This is a genomic window from Mucilaginibacter sp. SG538B, assembly GCF_013376065.1.
GTDB classification, from domain to species: Bacteria; Bacteroidota; Bacteroidia; order Sphingobacteriales; family Sphingobacteriaceae; genus Mucilaginibacter; species Mucilaginibacter rubeus.
Genome location: NZ_JABMJI010000003.1, coordinates 1,006,819 through 1,025,589, shown reverse-complemented (window position 1 = coordinate 1,025,589; position 18,771 = coordinate 1,006,819). Strand labels below are relative to the sequence as shown.

Sequence of the window (18,771 nt, the reverse complement as noted above, 5' to 3'; positions counted from 1 at the left end):
ATGATCGCAGATACTTTTATAAAACGACCGGTTACCGCTATTGTAATATCCCTGGTGATATTAATAGTGGGCATCCTGTCAATATCCAGCCTGCCTATAGGCCAGTACCCTGATATTACACCTCCAACCGTGTCAGTTAGCGGTAACTATGTCGGTGCCGACGCGCTAACCGTAGAGCAAACTGTTGCTACCCCGGTTGAGGTTCAGGTAAACGGCGTACCAGGCATGACCTACCTGCAAAGTAACAGCAGTAGTAACGGGCAAATGAGCATGACCGTTAACTTTGACGTTGGTACAGATATTAATATCGCAGCGCTCGACGTGCAAAACCGTGTAGGTATTGCTTTACCAACCTTGCCGCAGGAGGTACAGCGTTTGGGTATGGTGGTACGTAAACGTAATCCAAGTATCCTGATGCTTGTGGCCATGTTTAGTCCAAAAGGCACCCATGATGTCACTTTTACTGATAACTATACCAACGTATTTATAAAGGACGCTATTTTGCGTACCAAAGGAGTGGGCGACGTTGTTACACGTGCTGATGATTTTAGTATGCGGATCTGGCTTAATCCGGACAAACTTGCTGCGTTAGGTATGAGTGCTGCGGATGTAACCAGTGCCCTACAGGAGCAAAACGCGCAGGTTGCCGCCGGTACGGTAGGCGCTACACCGCAATTAAAGGGGCAAACATTTGAGTATTCGGTAATTGTAAAAGGTCGTTTAGAAAAGCCTGAAGAATTTGGTAACGTGGTTGTTAAAACCCAGCCTAACAATGGGGGCATAGTACACTTAAAAGATGTTGCCAGGATTGAGCTGGGTAAATTCAACTACTCAGGTAACTCATTTGTTGATGGTAAAAGGGCATCTTATCTGCTGGTGTACCAGGCCCCGAACAGTAACTCGCTTGAAACTGCCGATAATGTATACGCTACTATGAATGAGCTTAAAAAGAGCTTTCCTAAAGATATAGATTACGTAGTTCCTTTTGAGGCCATAACCGTGGTAAAGGTTTCGGTAAGCGAGGTTATCGAAACGCTGGTTATAGCACTGGTGCTGGTTATATTGGTGGTGTTCCTGTTTCTGCAAAGCTGGCGCACAACGCTGATACCGGTACTGGCTATCCCGGTGTCTATTATCGGTACGTTTATCTTTTTTATCCCGCTCAACTTTACCATTAATACGTTAACGCTGTTTGGTTTCGTACTGGCCATTGGTATTGTGGTTGATGACGCTATTGTGGTGGTTGAGGCTGTACAGCATTATATGGATGAGGAGGGTATGACACCTAAAGAAGCCACCCAGCACGCTATGGCCGATATCTCGGCCCCCGTAATAGCAATTGCGCTGATCCTGGCTGCAGTGTTTGTGCCGGTAGGCTTTGTGCCGGGTATAGTAGGGCGATTGTATCAACAGTTTGCCATCACCATTGCCATATCTGTATTGATATCGGCTTTTGTTGCGCTATCATTAACACCTGCATTGTGTACGTTGATATTAAGGCCGCATAAGATAGATGAAAGCTCCCGTGGCTTAAATAAGTTTTTCTTTAAATTCAATACCTGGTTTACCCGCGTAACCGGTAAATATCGAAACACAGTTGATAAAAGCATTAAAAACTCAAGATACATTATCATTCTGCTGGTATGTATCATTACAGGCGCGATACTTTTATTTAGAAGCAAGCCGTCGGGTTTTATTCCGCTGGAAGATGATGGTCGTGTGTATATTACTTTTGATTTGCCCGAGGCATCAGCAACCGGCCGTACTGTTGATGTGTTGCACAACATGATGAGAACGCTTGATAGCGTACCGGAAATAGCTCATTACGCGGCGCTGGGTGGTTTGAATGCCATCAGCTTTGCAAGTAAATCAAATAGTGCAACCATATTCGTGCAGTTGAAACCCTGGGATGAACGTAAAGAAAAGTCGCAGCAGATAACAGCGCTTGTTGCACGGTTAAACCAAAAGCTCGGTAAGTATAAGGAAGCCAATGTTGTGGTGATCCAGCCACCGGCAATTCCGGGGTTGGGTAGTACAGGAGGTTTCTCGTTTATATTAGAGGAGAAACAGGCAGGCGGCGATATCAAGGTATTTGAGAAAACGCTCCGAACGTTCCTTGGCGCAATCAACCAGCGTAAGGAGATAGCAAGGGCATTCTCGTTCTTTACCGCCAGTACGCCTGCTTACCAGTTAACGATAGACAGAGAGAAATCTAAAAAGCTTGGTGTAGCGATATCTGACGTGAACAATGCGTTGCAAACCTATTTGGGTAGTACCTATATCAACGACTTTACCATTTACGGTCGTAACTTCAGGGTAGTGGCCCAGGCCGATACCAGTTATCGTACCAATGTGCAAAACATAGGACAGTATTTTGTGCGAAATTCTTCAGGAGCCATGGTGCCATTGAGCACACTTACATCATATAAGGTAATTGAAAACTCACCATTGATATCGCACTATAACCTGTTCCGTTCGGCCGAGATTAACGGTAGTACCAAGCCGGGGTATAGTAGTGGTGATGCTATTACCGCTTTGAAAGAGACAGCCGCGCAGGTATTGCCGCAAGGTTACGGTTACGAGTTTTCGGGCCTGAGCCGTGAGGAGTTATTATCCGGGTCAAAAACGGTATATATATTTGCACTGTCAATAGGATTCGTGTTCCTGTTCCTGGCTGCTTTGTATGAAAGCTGGTCGGTACCTTTCTCTGTGTTATTGTCAGTGCCCCTGGGTGCATTTGGTGCCATATTGTTCCTTACTTTCTGGCCTGATCTTACCAATAATGTTTACGCCCAGATCGGTTTGATAACGTTGATAGGTTTGGCGGCCAAAAACGCCATCCTGATTGTAGAGTTTGCCAAGGAACGTGTAGACGCAGGCATGGAACTGGAAAAAGCTACGCTCGAGGCCGTCCGGCTGCGTTTAAGGCCAATCATCATGACGTCGATGGCATTTATATTAGGTGTAGGTCCGTTGATGGTTGCATCGGGCGCCGGTGCTGAAGCCCGTAAAACCATAGGCTGGACGGTGTTCGGGGGAATGCTTACTGCTACTTCGTTGGCTATATTTATAGTACCGGTTTTATTTTACCTGATCACCAAAATGGCTTACGGTAAAGAAAAACTTGCCGAGCTTGAAAAAAATTTTGACCCTAAAAAGCACGGACCGGAGGCATAATAATTGTTAAAGTTTTGTAAAAAGAGAGGCGCAAGTCTCTCTTTTTTACTTTCCGGTAGGTTTGGTATACCGCTGTACATCGCTATTTAACCATTTAAGGGATCGAAATTTGGTGTTAGTAGACACTTTTGATGCTTATGCAGGGCAGTTTTTAATAAAACTATTCATCATAAATTATATTAAACATTAATTATTTTGTATTGACCTTATCGCTTTAAATAATATTGATTTTCAATTATTAAGCCGTGTGTGATTGGATTAAACGTGGTTGTTTTAATAGTTTAAATAATATCCTGGATAGTAAATGATGCCAATAATGGCAAAGTATTTGTTAAGGAGGAGTTAATACAATGGAAAATTAAAAAATGAACATTGTAGAATTTGACTAAAAAACACAACTATGAAAACAATGACTAAAATGATAGCTTCGGCGTTTACTGCGGTGGCTATCTTTATCGGAACAAATGTTAAAGCTCAAACCACACCAGCAAACGCGTTGCGCTTTGGGGTGGGCCTGGAAGCAGGTATCCCAACAGGTAACGCCCACGACATTTCAAAATTTGAGTTAGGCGGTACTGCTCGTTTGCAATATGGTGTAAGTAATGATTTAGCCCTTACACTTACCTCGGGTTATTACAATTTTTTTGGTAAAACCTATACATCATCATTTTCCAACTCTACGTCAACAACTACAGTTACAGTTAAGGGCAGGTCTTTAGGCATAATTCCTGTAAAAGCCGGTATTAAAGCTTTTGTGGGCGATGGCTTTTATTTCGCAGGCGAAGTGGGTGCCGGTTTTGAAGTTCACCCACCAATTGCAGGGGGGGAAAAGAATACCAAACTTATCCTTTCTCCTGGCTTAGGTTATGCCACCAAATCATGGGATATTGGTGTGCGTTATGAAAACTTCTCTGGACAAAGCAATAACTATGGCCTGGTTGGCTTACGTTTAGCATATGGATTTGGATTGTAATTTCTAATATACTTAAACAAAAAAATCCGCTTGCCAACAGCAAGCGGATTTTTTATTTCTGAACCGGGATTAGCGGGGATTTATAAGATTGGTTTTGCCATGCAGACAATGAAGATCCTGATAATCCTCAAATCCTAAAAATCAAGGTTCAGTTTATTATGCCAATTTACCTAAAGCTTCTTTTAACCTTCTCATAGCCTCAATCAGTTTATCTTCGGCCGCAGCGTATGATAAACGGATAGATGAGGGATCGCCGAATGAATCGCCGCCCACGGTGGCTACGTGGCCTTCTTCAAGCAGGTAAAGGCTCAAATCGTCCGAGTCATTAATTACACGGCCTTCATAGCTTTTACCAAAGAATGAGGTAACGTTAGGGAAAAAGTAGAACGCGCCATCGGGCAGGTTCACTTTAATGCCTTCAATCTCGCTTAATAATTTATAAACAATGTCGCGGCGCTTTTTGAATGCGGCACGCATTTCAAGCACGCTTTCCAAACCACCTTCGTAAGCGGCTACGCCGGCACGCTGAGTGATTGAACAGGTGCCGGAAGTTACCTGGCCCTGCATTTTATCAAACGCGGCGGCCAATTCCTTAGTGCTGGCTGTATAGCCGATGCGCCAGCCGGTCATGGCAAAGGCTTTCGACCAGCCGTTGATGATCACCACGCGATCTTTAATATAATCGAACTGAGCGATAGACTCGTGTTTGTCAACAAAGTTGATGTGTTCGTAGATCTCATCGCTTAGGATATAAACATGTGGATGTTTTTCGAATACTTTAGCCAAACCTTCCAGTTCGTCTTTAGTGTAAACACTGCCAGTAGGGTTGCAAGGTGATGAAAACATGAACAGCTTGGTATTAGGGGTAATCGCAGCCTCTAATTGCTCGGGGGTGATTTTAAAGTTAGTATCAACAGTGGTGTTGATGAAAACACTTTTACCTTCGGCAAGCTTAACCACTTCACTATATGAAACCCAGTAAGGAGTAGGAATGATCACTTCTTCGCCGGGATTAACCAAACATAATACCGCGTTGGCGATGGCCTGCTTGGCACCCGTAGAAACCACGATCTCGCTGAAATCATAATCAAGATTGTTCTCGTTCTTCAGCTTGGCAACTACGGCTTTACGAAGTTCAGGGTAGCCTGCTACTGGTGTGTAGTAGGTGAAGTTCTTGTCCATGGCCTGCTTGGCGGCTTCCTTGATGTGTTCAGGGGTATGAAAATCAGGTTCGCCAAAGCTAAGGCTGATCACGTCGACACCTTTAGCGGCAAGTTCACGGCCCAGTTTGGCCATTTTAATTGTTGCAGATTCGGACAGGTTTTGTATCCGGGTACTTAATGCGCTCATATAAATTGTGTTATCGCGGCAAATATAGAAAATAACTTTACTGCTACTTACGGTTGTTATTTTTTAAATTTGCGGCCTAATACCACCCTTGCTTTGAATCAACAAAAAAGGATCATATTAATTTCGCTGATAACGGGGATTGTGCTGATGCTGGCGAAATTTGGCGCATACTTTTTAACAGCCTCCAATTTTGTACTTACCGATGCCGCCGAAAGTATTGTAAATGTTATTGCAAGCTCATTTGCCTTTTACAGTATCTACCTCTCGGCCCTGCCACGAGATGAAAACCACCCTTACGGGCATGGCAAGGTGGAGTTTTTTTCCGTTTTTATTGAAGGTTCACTCATAGGTATTGCCGGTTGTATCATCATCGTGAAATCAGTTTATAGTCTTTTCTTTCCTAATATTATTCATGATCTGTTAACAGGCGCTATTATTATAGGTATTACGGGAGCTATTAATGGTGGCCTGGGTTATTATATGATCCGTAAGGGAAAGGCACTTCGTTCCTTAACCCTTGATGCCGACGGCCGTCATCTGCTGGCCGATATGGTTACGAGCGGTGGCCTGGTGGTTGGTTTATTGCTGATTGAATTTACCGGCATTTTATGGCTGGATAGCGTGCTATCCATACTGGTAGGTTTATACATCGTATACAGCAGTTATAAACTGGTGCGTAAATCGGTAGGGGGATTGATGGATGAAGCCGATTTTCAGGTGGTAACCGATATCATTAACGTTTTGAGCGAAAAGCGCCGCGAGGCCTGGATAGATGTACATAACCTGCGCGCGCAGAAATATGGCCATGAGCTGCATATCGACTGTCACATGACGCTGCCAAACTATTTTGATCTGAACACGGTACATACCGAAATATCATTAGTTGATAAGATGATCAATAAGGATATGGGCATCAAAACAGAGCTTTTTATACATGCTGACCCTTGTGTGCCTAATTGCTGTCACTACTGCAGCATGCCCAATTGCCCTATCCGGTCGGAAGCAAAAACCGAAACAATAACCTGGACACTGGAAAAGGTTGTACGCAATAAAAAACACTTTGAATAATGGAATACTTTAATGTAAGGGTTTACGGCCTGCTATTAAATGACGATGATGAGTTGCTGATAAGCGATGAACAGGAGTATGGCATGCGGTTTTCAAAATTTCCTGGCGGTGGCCTTGAATTAGGCGAAGGCTTGATTGACGGGCTCAAACGCGAGTTTATGGAGGAATGCAATATTGAGATTGAAGTTGTGGGCCATTTTTATACTACTGATTTTGCCGTAAAATCAGCCTTCAATAATTCACAGGTCATCAGTGTATACTATTTAGTGCGAAGCATTACCCCGGTTAATTTGAATATAAAGTCTGTTGCCTTCGATTTTGACGGGGAAGGAGAGGTGTTACAGGCTTTTAGATGGGTGCCGCTTACTGCGCTAAGCACAGCCGATTTTGAATTCCCGACAGATAAACGTGTGGTTGAACTTTTACAAAACGAACTATGAACCTTACCGAAAGGGATTTAAAAGTAATATGGCACCCTTATACCCAAATGAAAACCGCCCAGCCACCAATAGGCATTGTGCGTGGCGAAGGGGCACTATTATTTGATGAAGCAGGAAAACAGTACATTGATGCAGTATCATCATGGTGGGTAAACATCCACGGGCATGCGCATCCTTATATCGCCCAAAAGGTGTCGGAGCAGTTGCATAAGCTGGAGCATGCGATCTTTGCCGGCTTTACCCATGAGGGTGCCGTTGAACTGGCTGAGCGCCTGCTGGCTATTTTGCCGGCCAGTCAAAAGAAAGCTTTTTATTCGGATAATGGTTCAACCGCTGTTGAGGTAGCAATAAAAATGTGCCTGCAATACTGGCTTAATAAAGGTGATCAGCGCACTAAGATCATTGCCTTTAATAATGCTTACCACGGCGATACCTTCGGAGCTATGGCCGTAAGCGGCCGCAGTGCATTTACCAAAGCGTTTGATAGCCTGTTGTTTGAAGTAGAATTCATCGACATCCCTACAAAAGAAAACATCTCAAATCTCAAATCTCAGATCTCAAATCTAAAGAACGAAACAGCCTGCTTTATTTTTGAACCATTGGTGCAGGGCTCGGCAGGGATGATCATGTATGAGGCTGAGTATTTGAATGAATTGATGGCCCACTGCCGTGAGGAGGAAGTGATGCTGATTGCCGATGAGGTGTTTACAGGTTTTGGTCGTACGGGTAAACCCTTCGCCACAAATCATGTGGATGTTGAACCGGATATCATGTGTTTCTCAAAGGGGCTTACAGGCGGTACCATGGCCCTGGGCTTAACTACCTGTACGCAGCAAATTTATGATGCTTTTTTATCGGATGATAAGTTGAAAACCCTTTTTCACGGGCATTCGTTTACGGCCAACCCGATAGCATGCGCTTCGGCATTGGCAAGTCTTGATCTGTTTCAACAACCCGAAACGGCAGTGAACATTGCCAGGATCAAAGCCGCTCATACCGCCTTTGCAGATAAGATCCGCAATCACCCTAAAATAAAAACCGCGAGGCAAACAGGCACTATACTGGCCATGGAGTGGGAAACCGGCGATAATACCTCATACTTCAGTTCGCTTAGGGATAAGCTGTACCATTATTTTTTATCCGCGGGGATCATATTGCGTCCCCTGGGGAACGTTATTTATATTTTACCACCATATTGCATTACTAATGAGCAACTCAGTTATGTTTACAGCAAAATTGAGCAGGCTCTTGAAGAATTATAAATTATGCTGAACAAAATATTACCTACTATAATAGCCGATAACGAACTTCATTCACGCTGGTTAAACACATTATCGTTAATGGAAAATACCGGCGCACGCAAGATTTCGGCCAGTGAAGATCCACTTACTGTGACTTACATCATATTAAAGCATGCTGCCGAAGAGCACCGTCATGCTTTCTACCTAAAAAAACAACTGGAAAAAACGGCTGTAACACTGCCTACGTACGCGGCCGAATACCTGCTGGCTCCGGGCTCAAGTAAGTACTATTTGAACCAGTTGGATGTTGATGTTTGCCGTTATTTAAAAAGCGAGCTTAACCTGAAAGGTGCCGACCTCCGTTTTGCAGCTTACCTGTTGGTTACCTACGCTATTGAGGTACGTGCCGATGAACTTTATCCAATTTACCAGGATGCCCTTGACGAAGCAGGCAGCAAAGTAAACGTAAAATCGATTATTTTAGAAGAGGAAGGCCACCTGGAAGAGATGATTAATCAACTACAGCATTTCTCACCAGAATGGGAACTGCACGCTCAAAAAGCGGTTGAATTTGAAACTAAACTATTTAATCAATGGGTTGAACAATTGGGAAGGGAATTGGCATTGTAAGAATTCTCTCTTGCGCGTCATTGCGAGGAACGAAGCAATCCCCGATGAGCAGAGTCGCTATACAAGTCTCTCTGTAAAGTATGGGATTGCTTCGTTCCTCGCAATGACGCCTTTAAGAAAGAGGGATTTCAATACCCATATACTCCGTAAACACCTGCTGCAAATAGGCTTTACCATGAGCAAGCGCAGCTTCAGTAGCCTTTTTATCAGCATTTGGTTTGCTGTTATAGATCATGGTTCGGCCGGCGTTATCATATGAAACAGCCTGCCCCGGCTGCATAAAACCCAACCCGTTATCCCAATCAAAAAAAGCAAACTCTTTACTATTGGGATTCAAGAGATCTTTCGACCATTTAAACTGATTATGTGGCATACCTAACTGAGCCAGCAGGGTAGCTGCGAGGTCTGTTTGTCCGCCCAGTTTACTGTTTTTTTTACCACGATATTCGAGCTTGATCACATCGCCGAAAAACAAAAGAGGTATATGGTATTTAGCCGGGTCGTAAGCCTCGGCTGTATTACGCGGCAGGCGGTGACCGTGATCGGCCACAAGGATAAACAGTGTGTTTTTATACCAGGGCTGTTTTCTGGCCTGCTCAAAATAAGCGTTCAGGCATGAGTCGGTAAAATAGGCTGTGCTTCTGAATTTATTACTTACATCAGCATCCTCATTAAAATGGTGTTTAACGGGTAGTACAAAAGGCTCATGATTGGATGAGGTTTGTACATAATTAAAAAATGGCTGTTTTTGGCGGGCCAAATATTGCAGGTTTCGCATAAGCAGGTCATCGTCATAAACGCCCCATTGTGTTTTTATATGGCTATTATCAAAGCTGGCCTCGTCGATAATATGATCGATATTATGAGAAGTCATGAACTTATCAAAATTCATGTAATTACTTTTGCCACCATAAAAATAAGCGGTTTCATAGCCTGCATCTTTAAATGACGCGGATATAGCCGGAAGTTTTTTATGTTTAAGCGTATCGCTGATGATAGTGCGGATAGCCTGCGAAGGGAAGCCGCTCATAAGGGCGATAATGCCTTTGTCAGTACGATCGCCGGAGGCGTAGATGTTGTTAAAAAGCAGTCCGTTCCTGATGAACTTTTCAAAGTTTGGTGCCACGCCTTTATCACCGCCTAATGATTCGATCACATCGGCTGTATAGCTTTCCAACTGGATAATTACCACATTGGGCCTGCTGGTAGTAAGGATTTGTTCGGTAGAGTCGTTTTTAACGTTATACAGTTCATCAACAATTTTAGCAGCATTATTTGGATGATTGTAGAGATAAGGGTTATAAGGTGCGCGCAGGTTTTCAAATACATTGTTAAAAAGGTTCCACTCGGTGTTGAGGGCACTTTGGTTGAGGATCTGCTTTTCGGAGAAATAAGCAGAGTTCTGGCTTACGGGTTTAGCTTGCAAACCGCCGCGCATCATCACAAAGTTTACAAAAAGCAGCAGTGTGGTAAGCGAAACTTTAAGGCTTGGCCGGACATCGGGCTTTTTAAACTGATAATTGATGATGAAATGAGATAACACTATGCCGGTGGCCAGTAAGGCAATCCCGATAAAAATACATTTACCAACCGGCGACGAACCGCTGGATGCGATTGCTTCTGAAGGAGCATGATAAAATGAGGTAAACACCCTGAAGCTAACCTTGGTGCCCCATTCACGGAAAATATTAAAGTTAAGTACCGTATTCAACGAAATGCAGAACAGGCAAAACCAAACATATACTTTTAGCCAGATGGGTTTTATTCTAACCTTTGGGATAAACCAGTTGATGGCAAATACAAGGATGGGAATGATACAGATATAGGCTGTTGCCGAAACATCGAGCCTTAAGCCCCAGAAAAACGTTTGAAGGATTTCCCCGATGCGGGCGTGATCCAGCTTGTGCAGAAAATAGATCTCAAATGTCGCTCTCGTAATTGCGAAAAAAGCGATCCAAAAGATGAAGAATCTGAAAAAGCTAAAAAGGTTCCTTAACATTGGGGTAGCAAAAATAGTATTTTGCCACAATGTTAAGGAACCTTTAATGAATTGTTAATGAAATATTTCGATTACCTGCCGCCGCTCATAGCTTTCAGGTCATCCAGGGTGATCTTTTCAAAATCAGCAGGGATCCCGAAGGTGCCGGCAGGGTTTTTTTGTTCGGTAATACTTTTAACAGTAACCTCGGTGCTTTGACCTTGTGAAAATGAAGTGTATTGTACCGGGAAACCACCAACAGATCGGTAGTATTTAGCAATAGCAGTTATAGGTACAGTAACATCATTAGTTACCCAGATATCATAAGTTTTGTTGGCTTTTGCATCTGTAGCTACCACTTTTTTGCAATTAAAACCCGAAATAACTTTAGTTTCGGTACCGGGAGCAAAAGTAAGAGTTGGTAATGAAGCCATAGCCTGGTCAACCTCATCAGGAGTTGCTACTGCTGCTTTTTTGATAGATGCAACAGGTACATCAACCATTACAACTAACGATTTACCATCGGCATCGGTTAATATTTTTATGGTAGCAGGCCCTGTAGTAAATTGCATTGCGGCCGAATCGGCGCGGAAATAACTTTTAGCTTCAACCTGTTGCCCCTGCATAGCCGTTGAAATAGTTACCACACCCTCTTTGTAAGCTTTTTGGGCGTTTGCGCTGATAGCTGTTGCGGTAAGGGCAAGGCCTAAGGCAACATTGAAAATTTTAATGTTCATGTTTTGAGTTTGATTTAATGCCAAATTAATTTTTAATAATTAAAAGACAAATTTTTAGATAAGTAGTTTAATATGTTTTTCAATTAGATGCTGTCACGAACGATTTGTTACGTTTTAATATTACATAATTGATATGCAGGGCACGTGCCTGATCTGCAATAAATTGTACGGTTTTAGGGGCATTGGTAGCATCAATAATTATAGTATGATATTCGTGATTTTTATTAATAATAGCAAGCGGAATTTTAGGGCTCCCGGTTATGTATAGGTAGTCGGTTTTTTGTTTTACCGCGGATATGGTGTCCACATAATCTCTGTTCACAACAGCTATCGACCGATTTCGAAATTGAATAAAATTATTCTGTTTTCGTAAAAAGCCAGATCGGATATCCTGATCAGGTTGATACAAAGCGATGTTGTTTATTTTACAACTATCAAGATAGGGTTGGATAGAATATTGGTAGTTTTTATTGGTATCGGTTAGGTTACTTAGTACAAGAGCACGGTTACCGTTTTTAAAGATGATCCCTATGTTTTTGCGCAGGTTTAAAAAGGCGATGCTGTTGGTTGTATATGAGCGGTATGTTTTTATGCTGATACTTACAGCTAACAAAAATATCAATGCAATACCTGCTCTCAGCAGCCATATTTTTCTATCGTACAAAAAGTAAAAAACGCATATGATAATAGCGTAAAGCAACAGGTACTCGGTTGTGGTAAGCCATATTTTGTTAATGCTTGCCAACGGCAGGTGCTCAAACCTGGCCAGTACAGCGTTCGTGAGCAGGATGGTTTTTTCGAGGAACCAGGCAAGGCCGGCAGATATAAAGGGGATTTGCGGCAATAGCAGGTAAAAGATCCCGCTATACATAATAACAGCTGTGGGAACGATGATGAACAGGTTGCTAAACAAAAAATAAACCGGGAACTGGTGAAAATAAAAAGCGCTCAGCGGGAACGTGATAACCTGTGCAGCTAATGATACCGAACACAAAGCCCAAAGTTTTTCGATCCATTTATTAGAAAAAGTAAACCATTTATAAACCACAGGTTGTAAAACTACCAGCCCGGCAACCGCGAGGTATGACAATTGAAAGCCTACATCTGTTATCAGCAAGGGGTTATAAAGCAATAATATAAAAGCCGATATAGCCAGGATATTTAAATTGTTGATGTACCGGTTGTAAGTTTTACCGATGATAACCGTGCTGATCATGACAGCTGCCCGACAAACCGCGGGTGAAAAACCGGTTAACATAGCATAATACCAGATGATAGGAATAATGATGATCGCTTTAATCACCCTGCCATGCCTGAACCTGTTCAGGAAATTCAGCATAAATGCCAGCAAAGCCCAAATGATAGCCACATGAGCGCCGGAAACCGATAACACGTGAATGGTGCCGGTTTTGGAATAGGCCTGCAACACATCTTCGCTCAAATCAGCTTTATAACCTAATATTAAGGTGGAGGCTACGGCTATAGCGTTTGGATCATGCATCTGTTTTTTTAGCTTTTCAACCATTTGCCGCCTTAGCCCCAGCGCGTTTGCTATGAACATATTGCCGGCGTGTGATTGCACCAAACGGTATTGCCCCGGGTATAAAAACTCCTGGTAATAAATGTTTTGATGGGCGAGGTGTTTTTTATAATTAAACTCGGCAGGGTTAAAAGGCGGATCGATAGGCGAATACTTACAGGGGATGAGCAGTTCATCGCCGTAGTTCAATCGCGTTGCAGCGCTGTCTTTGATGCTGATCATCAATGTACCGGTTGTTGGTGTTGGCTGTTTTTGATTAATGTTTGCAATTACAGTGGCTGTAAAGCGGATGAGCCCGTTTTTAAGTTGGGGCTCGTTATTAATACGTACAAGCAACTTTTGGGCGGGTTGTTTTGAAAAATGACCGGTGTTATTGAGCTCATTATTATTAATTGTTGCTATCCAGCCGGCAAGCAGTAATAGCAGGTGAATGATTGTGCCGCCAAGCCACCGCCTTTTATAAACTTTAAAAGGGCTATAATAAAAATTAAGCAGGAGAAATAATATTAGCAGACTGGCAAACCCAATAGCCAAGGGCATTAAATAAGCGACAGACCTTAAATTGATCCCAGCGCTTATACCCAATAAAAAAGGAATCAGTAAAATAACAACCGGGATCTCGCCCTTGTGGTTAGCGATCATATATCTTTACGGATTGTTATAGCAGGTGACAGCATGGTTATAGGTTAACCCGACGGTGTTTTGGAAATAAAGATAGTTTTTATGCGGAAGATTACAACTGATCGCGTACCTCAAGCAGGAATTTTTTGAGGTTTTCGAGCGAATCGATAACGCGCTGGTTATCCCTGGTATCGCCCATGTTGTTTTTAAGATGTTCTTTTGCTCCGTTTAAAGTGTAGCCCTTATCACGGATAAGGTGAAAGATGATCTTGAAGTTTTCAATGTCTTCGGGGGTGAAATACCGGTTGCCTTTTTTGTTTTTCTTAGGTTGCAGAACATCAAACTCTTTTTCATAAAAACGTATAAGCGACTGATTAACATCAAACATGGCCGATACCTCGCCCATGGTGTAGTACATCTTGCTTATCTCACGTTCTTTATACGGCATAATACAAATGTATCTATTTGATTTCGGAATTGGGAATTTCGATTTCGGAATTTTCTTTGAATCTGATCCATATAATTATATATTTATGGCTCTAATAACCTTATGACTATTAAACTATTGATAACATACACGCTGTGTGTGTTATGTACTATGCGGTTAAGTGCCCTCGAAGTTGATTCGGCTGTAACCATAACCTCCTTGAAAAATGAGTTTCGGTTTAATTGGAACAGCAAAGATAACCGTGTAGAGATCATCCAGAAACTTAATAATATCTACACCAGTAGTGCTTACCAGGTTAATTACACGGTATCTGAATTTTACAACAACAATATCTCTATTGATAATATAACCTGCAAAGTTGACGGCCGCACTCCCCGCGGTTTTAAACCTGAGTATACTTATTACAGCAATAATGATATTTTTTATTCGGACGAACGGTTGTGTTACTTTACGCTCGATCTGGCAAAAAAAGGAAGTATTGGCAATGTTACTTTTGAAGAAACCGTTAATGATCCCCGCTATTTTACCAATATTTATTTTGCTGATAACCTGCCGGTCCAACAAGGCGAAGTCAGTATCGAAATTCCGCGCTGGATGAAGGTGGAGATTAAGGAGTTTAATTTTAATGCTTTTAATATTAAAAAAAGTACCGTTTATAACAGCAGCAATGATGCCGATATTATAACATATAAGTTTACTAATATCCCGGCAATGAAAAAGGAATTGCATGGTCCGGGCCCAACCTACGTATATCCGCATTTGCTCATCATGTGTAAATCGGCGATTGTAGGGAGTAAACAATTTACTTATTTCAATACTCTTGCCGATCTTTATGCATGGTACCACGAGTTAGTAAAGGATGTGGCCGGCGACCCCGCGCTGTTACGTACTAAAAGTAATGAGCTCACTGCAGGGTTAACTAATGATTTAGATAAAATAAAAGCCATATTTTATTATGTTCAGGACAACATCAGATATATAGCATTTGAAGATGGCATAGCAGGTTTTAAACCTGAAAAAGCCGACGAGGTGCTAAGAAAAAAATATGGTGACTGTAAGGGAATGGCCAACCTCACCAAAGCCCTGCTTGTATCTGCAGGCTTTGATGCCCGGCTTTGCTGGCTGGGTACAAAACATATTGCTTATGATTATCAAACACCCTCAATGGCAGTTGATAATCATATGATTTGCGGGTTGCCTTATAAAGGCAAAATCTACTATCTTGATGCTACTGAAACCTATATAGGTATTAATGAATATGCTGAAAGGATACAAGGCAGACAGGTTTTAATGGAAGATGGTGATAAGTATATTCTCGGTAAAATACCATACGCGCAACCTCAGCAAAATGTAAGCAGCGAAATAAGCAAACTCTATATAAATGGAGCAAGCCTTGCCGGTAAAGTGAGCAACGTTTGGAAAGGAGAGGATAAAGAAGCAGTATTAGCCGGAATAAATAGCATTAAGCATGAAAATGTCGAAGATGTTATGAAACATTATCTTGCTGCAGGTAATACCGATTATGCCATCAATAACCTTGTTTTAAGTAGCACAAGCAATCCCGACAAAGATTTAAATGCCGGGTATGATGTTGATCGTAAAAGTGGAATATCTGCTTTTGGTAAAGAGTATTATATTGATCTGGATAACCGTAAGGAGCTTTCGGGTGCTGTCATAGCTATTGATGAGCAAAAAAATGATTATTGGTTTTCAAGAAAAGACCAGATTGCAGCCGAGACCGAACTCACGCTGCCGCCAGGTTATAAAACTGCAAGCATACCGCCCGGCGTTAACATATCCAGGCCGGGGTATGAGTTTTATATCACTTACATCAGTTCGCCCGGAAAAATCACTTATAAAAAAACGTTGCTCATAAAGAACACGCTGCTTACAAAGGCAAATTTTGCGCAATGGAACCAGGATATTGAACTCTTGAATAAATCTTACAACGAAAATTTAGTTATAAAACCTGTATCACAATGAAAAAAACATTACGTTTATTATTTTTCTTTCCTCTGTTTGCTATGACCGCGGGTGCGCAAAACAATAACCAAACCTACGCGGAAAAAGCAGCCGAAATTCAGAAGGAGGTTTGGGGGACAACCGTGCCTGAATTTGCAACCACAAAGGTGCCTGTTAATTTAAGTAATGAAAGCGCCGTGGTTTTTGCCAAATCATACAGCATGCAAAGATCGCTGACCAATAAATTTAAATTTATGATCATCACGGCGTCATCAACAACTCGGGCACTCAAGCTTACCACTTTTCACGAACGGGTTAAGATAAACGATAAATCAGCACTTGAAGATTTTTCAACTATATCTTACCAAAAACGTCTTGATGAAAGCGTACATATTTTGAGCGCTAAATTTTCCATGACACATGATACCTACATTGGGGCTAAGATTATTAAGCCAAGCGGCAAAGAAGTTGTGGTAAACACAAGCGAAGAAGTTCTGATCAAAAATGAAAAGAACGATCAGGTGAGTAAACTTGCCGTATCCGATTTGCAGGTTGGTGATATACTTGATTATTACGTGAGCACTGTCGACGTAAACGAAAATGCAAGTACCGATAATTTTGCTGATAACGATATGGTTTTTGTATTGGCCGGCGAGTATCCTGTTTTATACAGCAGCTACGATTTTCAATATTCAAAAAAAGATAATGTAAAGCATATTTGTGCAAATGGCGCCCCGCAGTTTAATATAAGTACGAACGCAGCAGGCGACCAGATATACAGTTTGAAGGTCAGAGATCAGGCCAAGTATTCCAGTGAATTTTGGACTTCCAAGTTTCGTCAGTTCCCTTATATCGAAATCAGCAGTTCACACACCATGGGCTTTGTAAAGTTTGTTTCGGGTGGTAAAGCAGGTGAAAGTGCTGCCGATAGGTTGCAGGCCAATAAAGCAATTTTTGAAGGAACTTTTACCGAGCGGAACATTCCTTACTTCAGCGATGTTGTTGATCGTTTAAAAAAATATTTCGACGGTAAAAAGAACATTAAAGCTGTACCGCTTGATAGCGCTATGAAGGTGCTTTACAATATCAGAAAGGGGATGGTTTTTGGTAGTTATAGTAAAGATGATGTTGGCAAAGTTGATGAAATCAATTATCGTCGTATGTCCTCAAAGTTTAATACGGTTGTTATGAGCATGGCTTTAAATGATCTGAAAATTGATCATGACGTATTATTGGTTTGTTCGCGTAATGCTAATACACTAGATAATATCTTTAATTATAGTGATTTTGACGCCTGTATCCGCATAAACGATACCAAGCCGCTATATATGTTTTTTGATGACGCCGCAACTCACTTTAATGAGATACCTCAACGCTTTCAGGGTGAAAAAGTGATTGTGCTTACTCCTAAGCGGGAAAGTTCAACCAAATATTCGTTTGCTGAAGGTACAGCGGTTTTGCCGGTAATGCACGCCGCTGTTAATAATATCAATGAAGACATTAAGGTTTCGCTTTTGCCGGCCAATATGCAAAAAATAAAGATACAGAGGTTGGTTAAACAAACAGGTTTGATGAGGCATGATGATCAGTTACGTTTACTGCCCGTAGTTGATATTGATAACATCCTTATGGAATTATCTAAGAGTGAAAGGCTGGAAAAACGACTGGCAGAAAACCCTGAAACAAAAAAACTGCGTGATGATTTCAGCTACGCATTTTCGGATGATGAGTCAAAATCAGTAAAGAAATTTACGTCTGAAATAAAAACCCAGTACGAGCAGGAGCCAACCCAGGTTATAGATTGTAAAATTATTAATGCCGCTCTTGATAATAGCAGTCCGGTTTTTCAGTACTCGGAATCATTTGTATTGGATAATCTGGTAAAAAAAGCGGGCAATAATTATATTATTGACGCCGGTAAACTTGCAGGATCGTTTTACAAACTGGAAGAAAAAGAACGAAAACGCACTTATGACGTGTATATGCCATGTTCCCGTAGTTTTAAATACACCATAAACATTGCTGTGCCACAGGGATATACAGCCAAAGGCCTTGAGGAAATAGCAGCAAAAAAGACTAATAAAACCGGTTCGTTTTCGTCAGAAGCAACCCTTAACGGTAATGTTGTAACTATTGTGATAACACGTGTTTACAATAATAATTTTGAAAAAGCAGAAAACTGGCCGCTCCTTAGCGAGGTGATTGACGCTTCAGCGGGATTCAATGCGCAGAAAATACTGTTTGAGAAAAAAAGTTAATGACTGTTTAAAAAAGTCCGGATACTACATTCGGACTTTTTTTCAACCCGCTCTATAATTGCATCAGTAATTATTTTTAATGTCCGCTAAATCTGTATCGTATGGCTATTTGGTTTCGCTCCAGGGCAGGGAAGACGCTTTGCCTGCCAGGAAATCAGCTTTGCGGCTGGCCAGGTCTTTAGCCTGTTGTTCAAGCACAGCGTCGTTTTCATTATCTATGCGATAATTATAATCCAAACTGTCAAGAAAAGCCAGGAGTACTCGCTTCTCCTGTTCGTTTTGAATATCAACTCTTAAAGTTTCCATAAACAAATTTAAAGCAAATAAGGTAAATTGTATTAATATATA

14 protein-coding genes are annotated in these 18,771 nt (G+C 41.8%); 8 read left to right on the top strand and 6 right to left on the bottom strand.

The features are described from left to right. Complete coding sequence (locus FHW88_RS20390; RefSeq protein ID WP_176627686.1) at positions 1-3,177, top strand: efflux RND transporter permease subunit; 3,177 nt, start codon at positions 1-3, stop codon at positions 3,175-3,177. A 400-nt stretch (positions 3,178-3,577) separates the two neighbouring features. Next, positions 3,578-4,150 carry a hypothetical protein gene (locus FHW88_RS20385; RefSeq protein WP_090526363.1) on the top strand — a complete coding sequence of 191 codons (573 nt, stop codon included), beginning with the start codon at positions 3,578-3,580 and terminating at the stop codon, positions 4,148-4,150. 156 nt (positions 4,151-4,306) lie between these two features. On the opposite strand, the gene FHW88_RS20380 is transcribed toward FHW88_RS20385, so the two are convergent. After that, positions 4,307-5,500 carry a pyridoxal phosphate-dependent aminotransferase gene (locus FHW88_RS20380; RefSeq protein ID WP_176627685.1) on the bottom strand — a complete coding sequence of 398 codons (1,194 nt, stop codon included), beginning with the start codon at positions 5,498-5,500 and terminating at the stop codon, positions 4,307-4,309. 93 nt (positions 5,501-5,593) lie between these two features. On the opposite strand from FHW88_RS20380, the gene FHW88_RS20375 reads away from it, so the two are divergent. Genes FHW88_RS20375 through FHW88_RS20360 form a run of 4 tightly spaced genes read left to right on the top strand, consistent with a single transcriptional unit; the run spans position 5,594 to position 8,879 of the window. Beyond that, positions 5,594-6,568: a cation diffusion facilitator family transporter gene (locus FHW88_RS20375; RefSeq protein WP_176627684.1), complete on the top strand. Its 975-nt coding sequence runs from the start codon at positions 5,594-5,596 to the stop codon at positions 6,566-6,568. Next, positions 6,568-7,008 carry an NUDIX domain-containing protein gene (locus tag FHW88_RS20370; protein ID WP_176627683.1) on the top strand — a complete coding sequence of 147 codons (441 nt, stop codon included), beginning with the start codon at positions 6,568-6,570 and terminating at the stop codon, positions 7,006-7,008. The genes FHW88_RS20375 and FHW88_RS20370 overlap by 1 nt, the downstream gene beginning before the upstream one ends. Next, a complete protein-coding gene (bioA, locus tag FHW88_RS20365) occupies positions 7,005-8,270 on the top strand; it encodes an adenosylmethionine--8-amino-7-oxononanoate transaminase (protein WP_176627682.1) in 1,266 nt (421 codons plus the stop codon). The genes FHW88_RS20370 and bioA overlap by 4 nt, the downstream gene beginning before the upstream one ends. A gap of 3 nt (positions 8,271-8,273) precedes the next feature. Further along, positions 8,274-8,879 (top strand): hypothetical protein, encoded by a 606-nt coding sequence (locus FHW88_RS20360; RefSeq protein WP_218117245.1) that lies wholly within the window; start codon positions 8,274-8,276, stop codon positions 8,877-8,879. A 112-nt stretch (positions 8,880-8,991) separates the two neighbouring features. On the opposite strand, the gene FHW88_RS20355 is transcribed toward FHW88_RS20360, so the two are convergent. The 4 genes from FHW88_RS20355 to FHW88_RS20340 all read right to left on the bottom strand — a co-directional run bounded on the left by FHW88_RS20355 (position 8,992) and on the right by FHW88_RS20340 (position 14,203). Then, positions 8,992-10,878: an LTA synthase family protein gene (locus FHW88_RS20355; protein WP_176627681.1), complete on the bottom strand. Its 1,887-nt coding sequence runs from the start codon at positions 10,876-10,878 to the stop codon at positions 8,992-8,994. A gap of 71 nt (positions 10,879-10,949) precedes the next feature. Further along, on the bottom strand, positions 10,950-11,594 hold the full coding sequence (locus FHW88_RS20350; RefSeq protein WP_176627680.1) for a DUF4412 domain-containing protein: 645 nt from the start codon (positions 11,592-11,594) through the stop codon (positions 10,950-10,952). 79 nt (positions 11,595-11,673) lie between these two features. Further along, positions 11,674-13,776 carry a ComEC/Rec2 family competence protein gene (locus FHW88_RS20345; RefSeq protein ID WP_176627679.1) on the bottom strand — a complete coding sequence of 701 codons (2,103 nt, stop codon included), beginning with the start codon at positions 13,774-13,776 and terminating at the stop codon, positions 11,674-11,676. A 91-nt stretch (positions 13,777-13,867) separates the two neighbouring features. Beyond that, entirely contained in the window at positions 13,868-14,203 is a 336-nt protein-coding gene (locus FHW88_RS20340) for a MerR family transcriptional regulator (protein WP_112655836.1), read from the bottom strand. 102 nt (positions 14,204-14,305) lie between these two features. Between FHW88_RS20340 and FHW88_RS20335 the strand changes: the two genes are divergently transcribed. Both FHW88_RS20335 and FHW88_RS20330 read left to right on the top strand, forming a co-directional pair. Then, the gene (locus tag FHW88_RS20335) at positions 14,306-16,186 is read left to right on the top strand and encodes a transglutaminase-like domain-containing protein (protein WP_176627678.1); all 1,881 of its coding nucleotides are present in this window, start codon (positions 14,306-14,308) and stop codon (positions 16,184-16,186) included. Further along, positions 16,183-18,423: a hypothetical protein gene (locus FHW88_RS20330; protein ID WP_176627677.1), complete on the top strand. Its 2,241-nt coding sequence runs from the start codon at positions 16,183-16,185 to the stop codon at positions 18,421-18,423. Before FHW88_RS20335 ends, FHW88_RS20330 begins: the two co-directional genes overlap by 4 nt. Positions 18,424-18,528: 105 nt before the next feature. On the opposite strand, the gene FHW88_RS20325 is transcribed toward FHW88_RS20330, so the two are convergent. Beyond that, complete coding sequence (locus tag FHW88_RS20325) at positions 18,529-18,729, bottom strand: hypothetical protein (RefSeq protein WP_090526381.1); 201 nt, start codon at positions 18,727-18,729, stop codon at positions 18,529-18,531. Positions 18,730-18,771 lie beyond the last annotated feature (42 nt).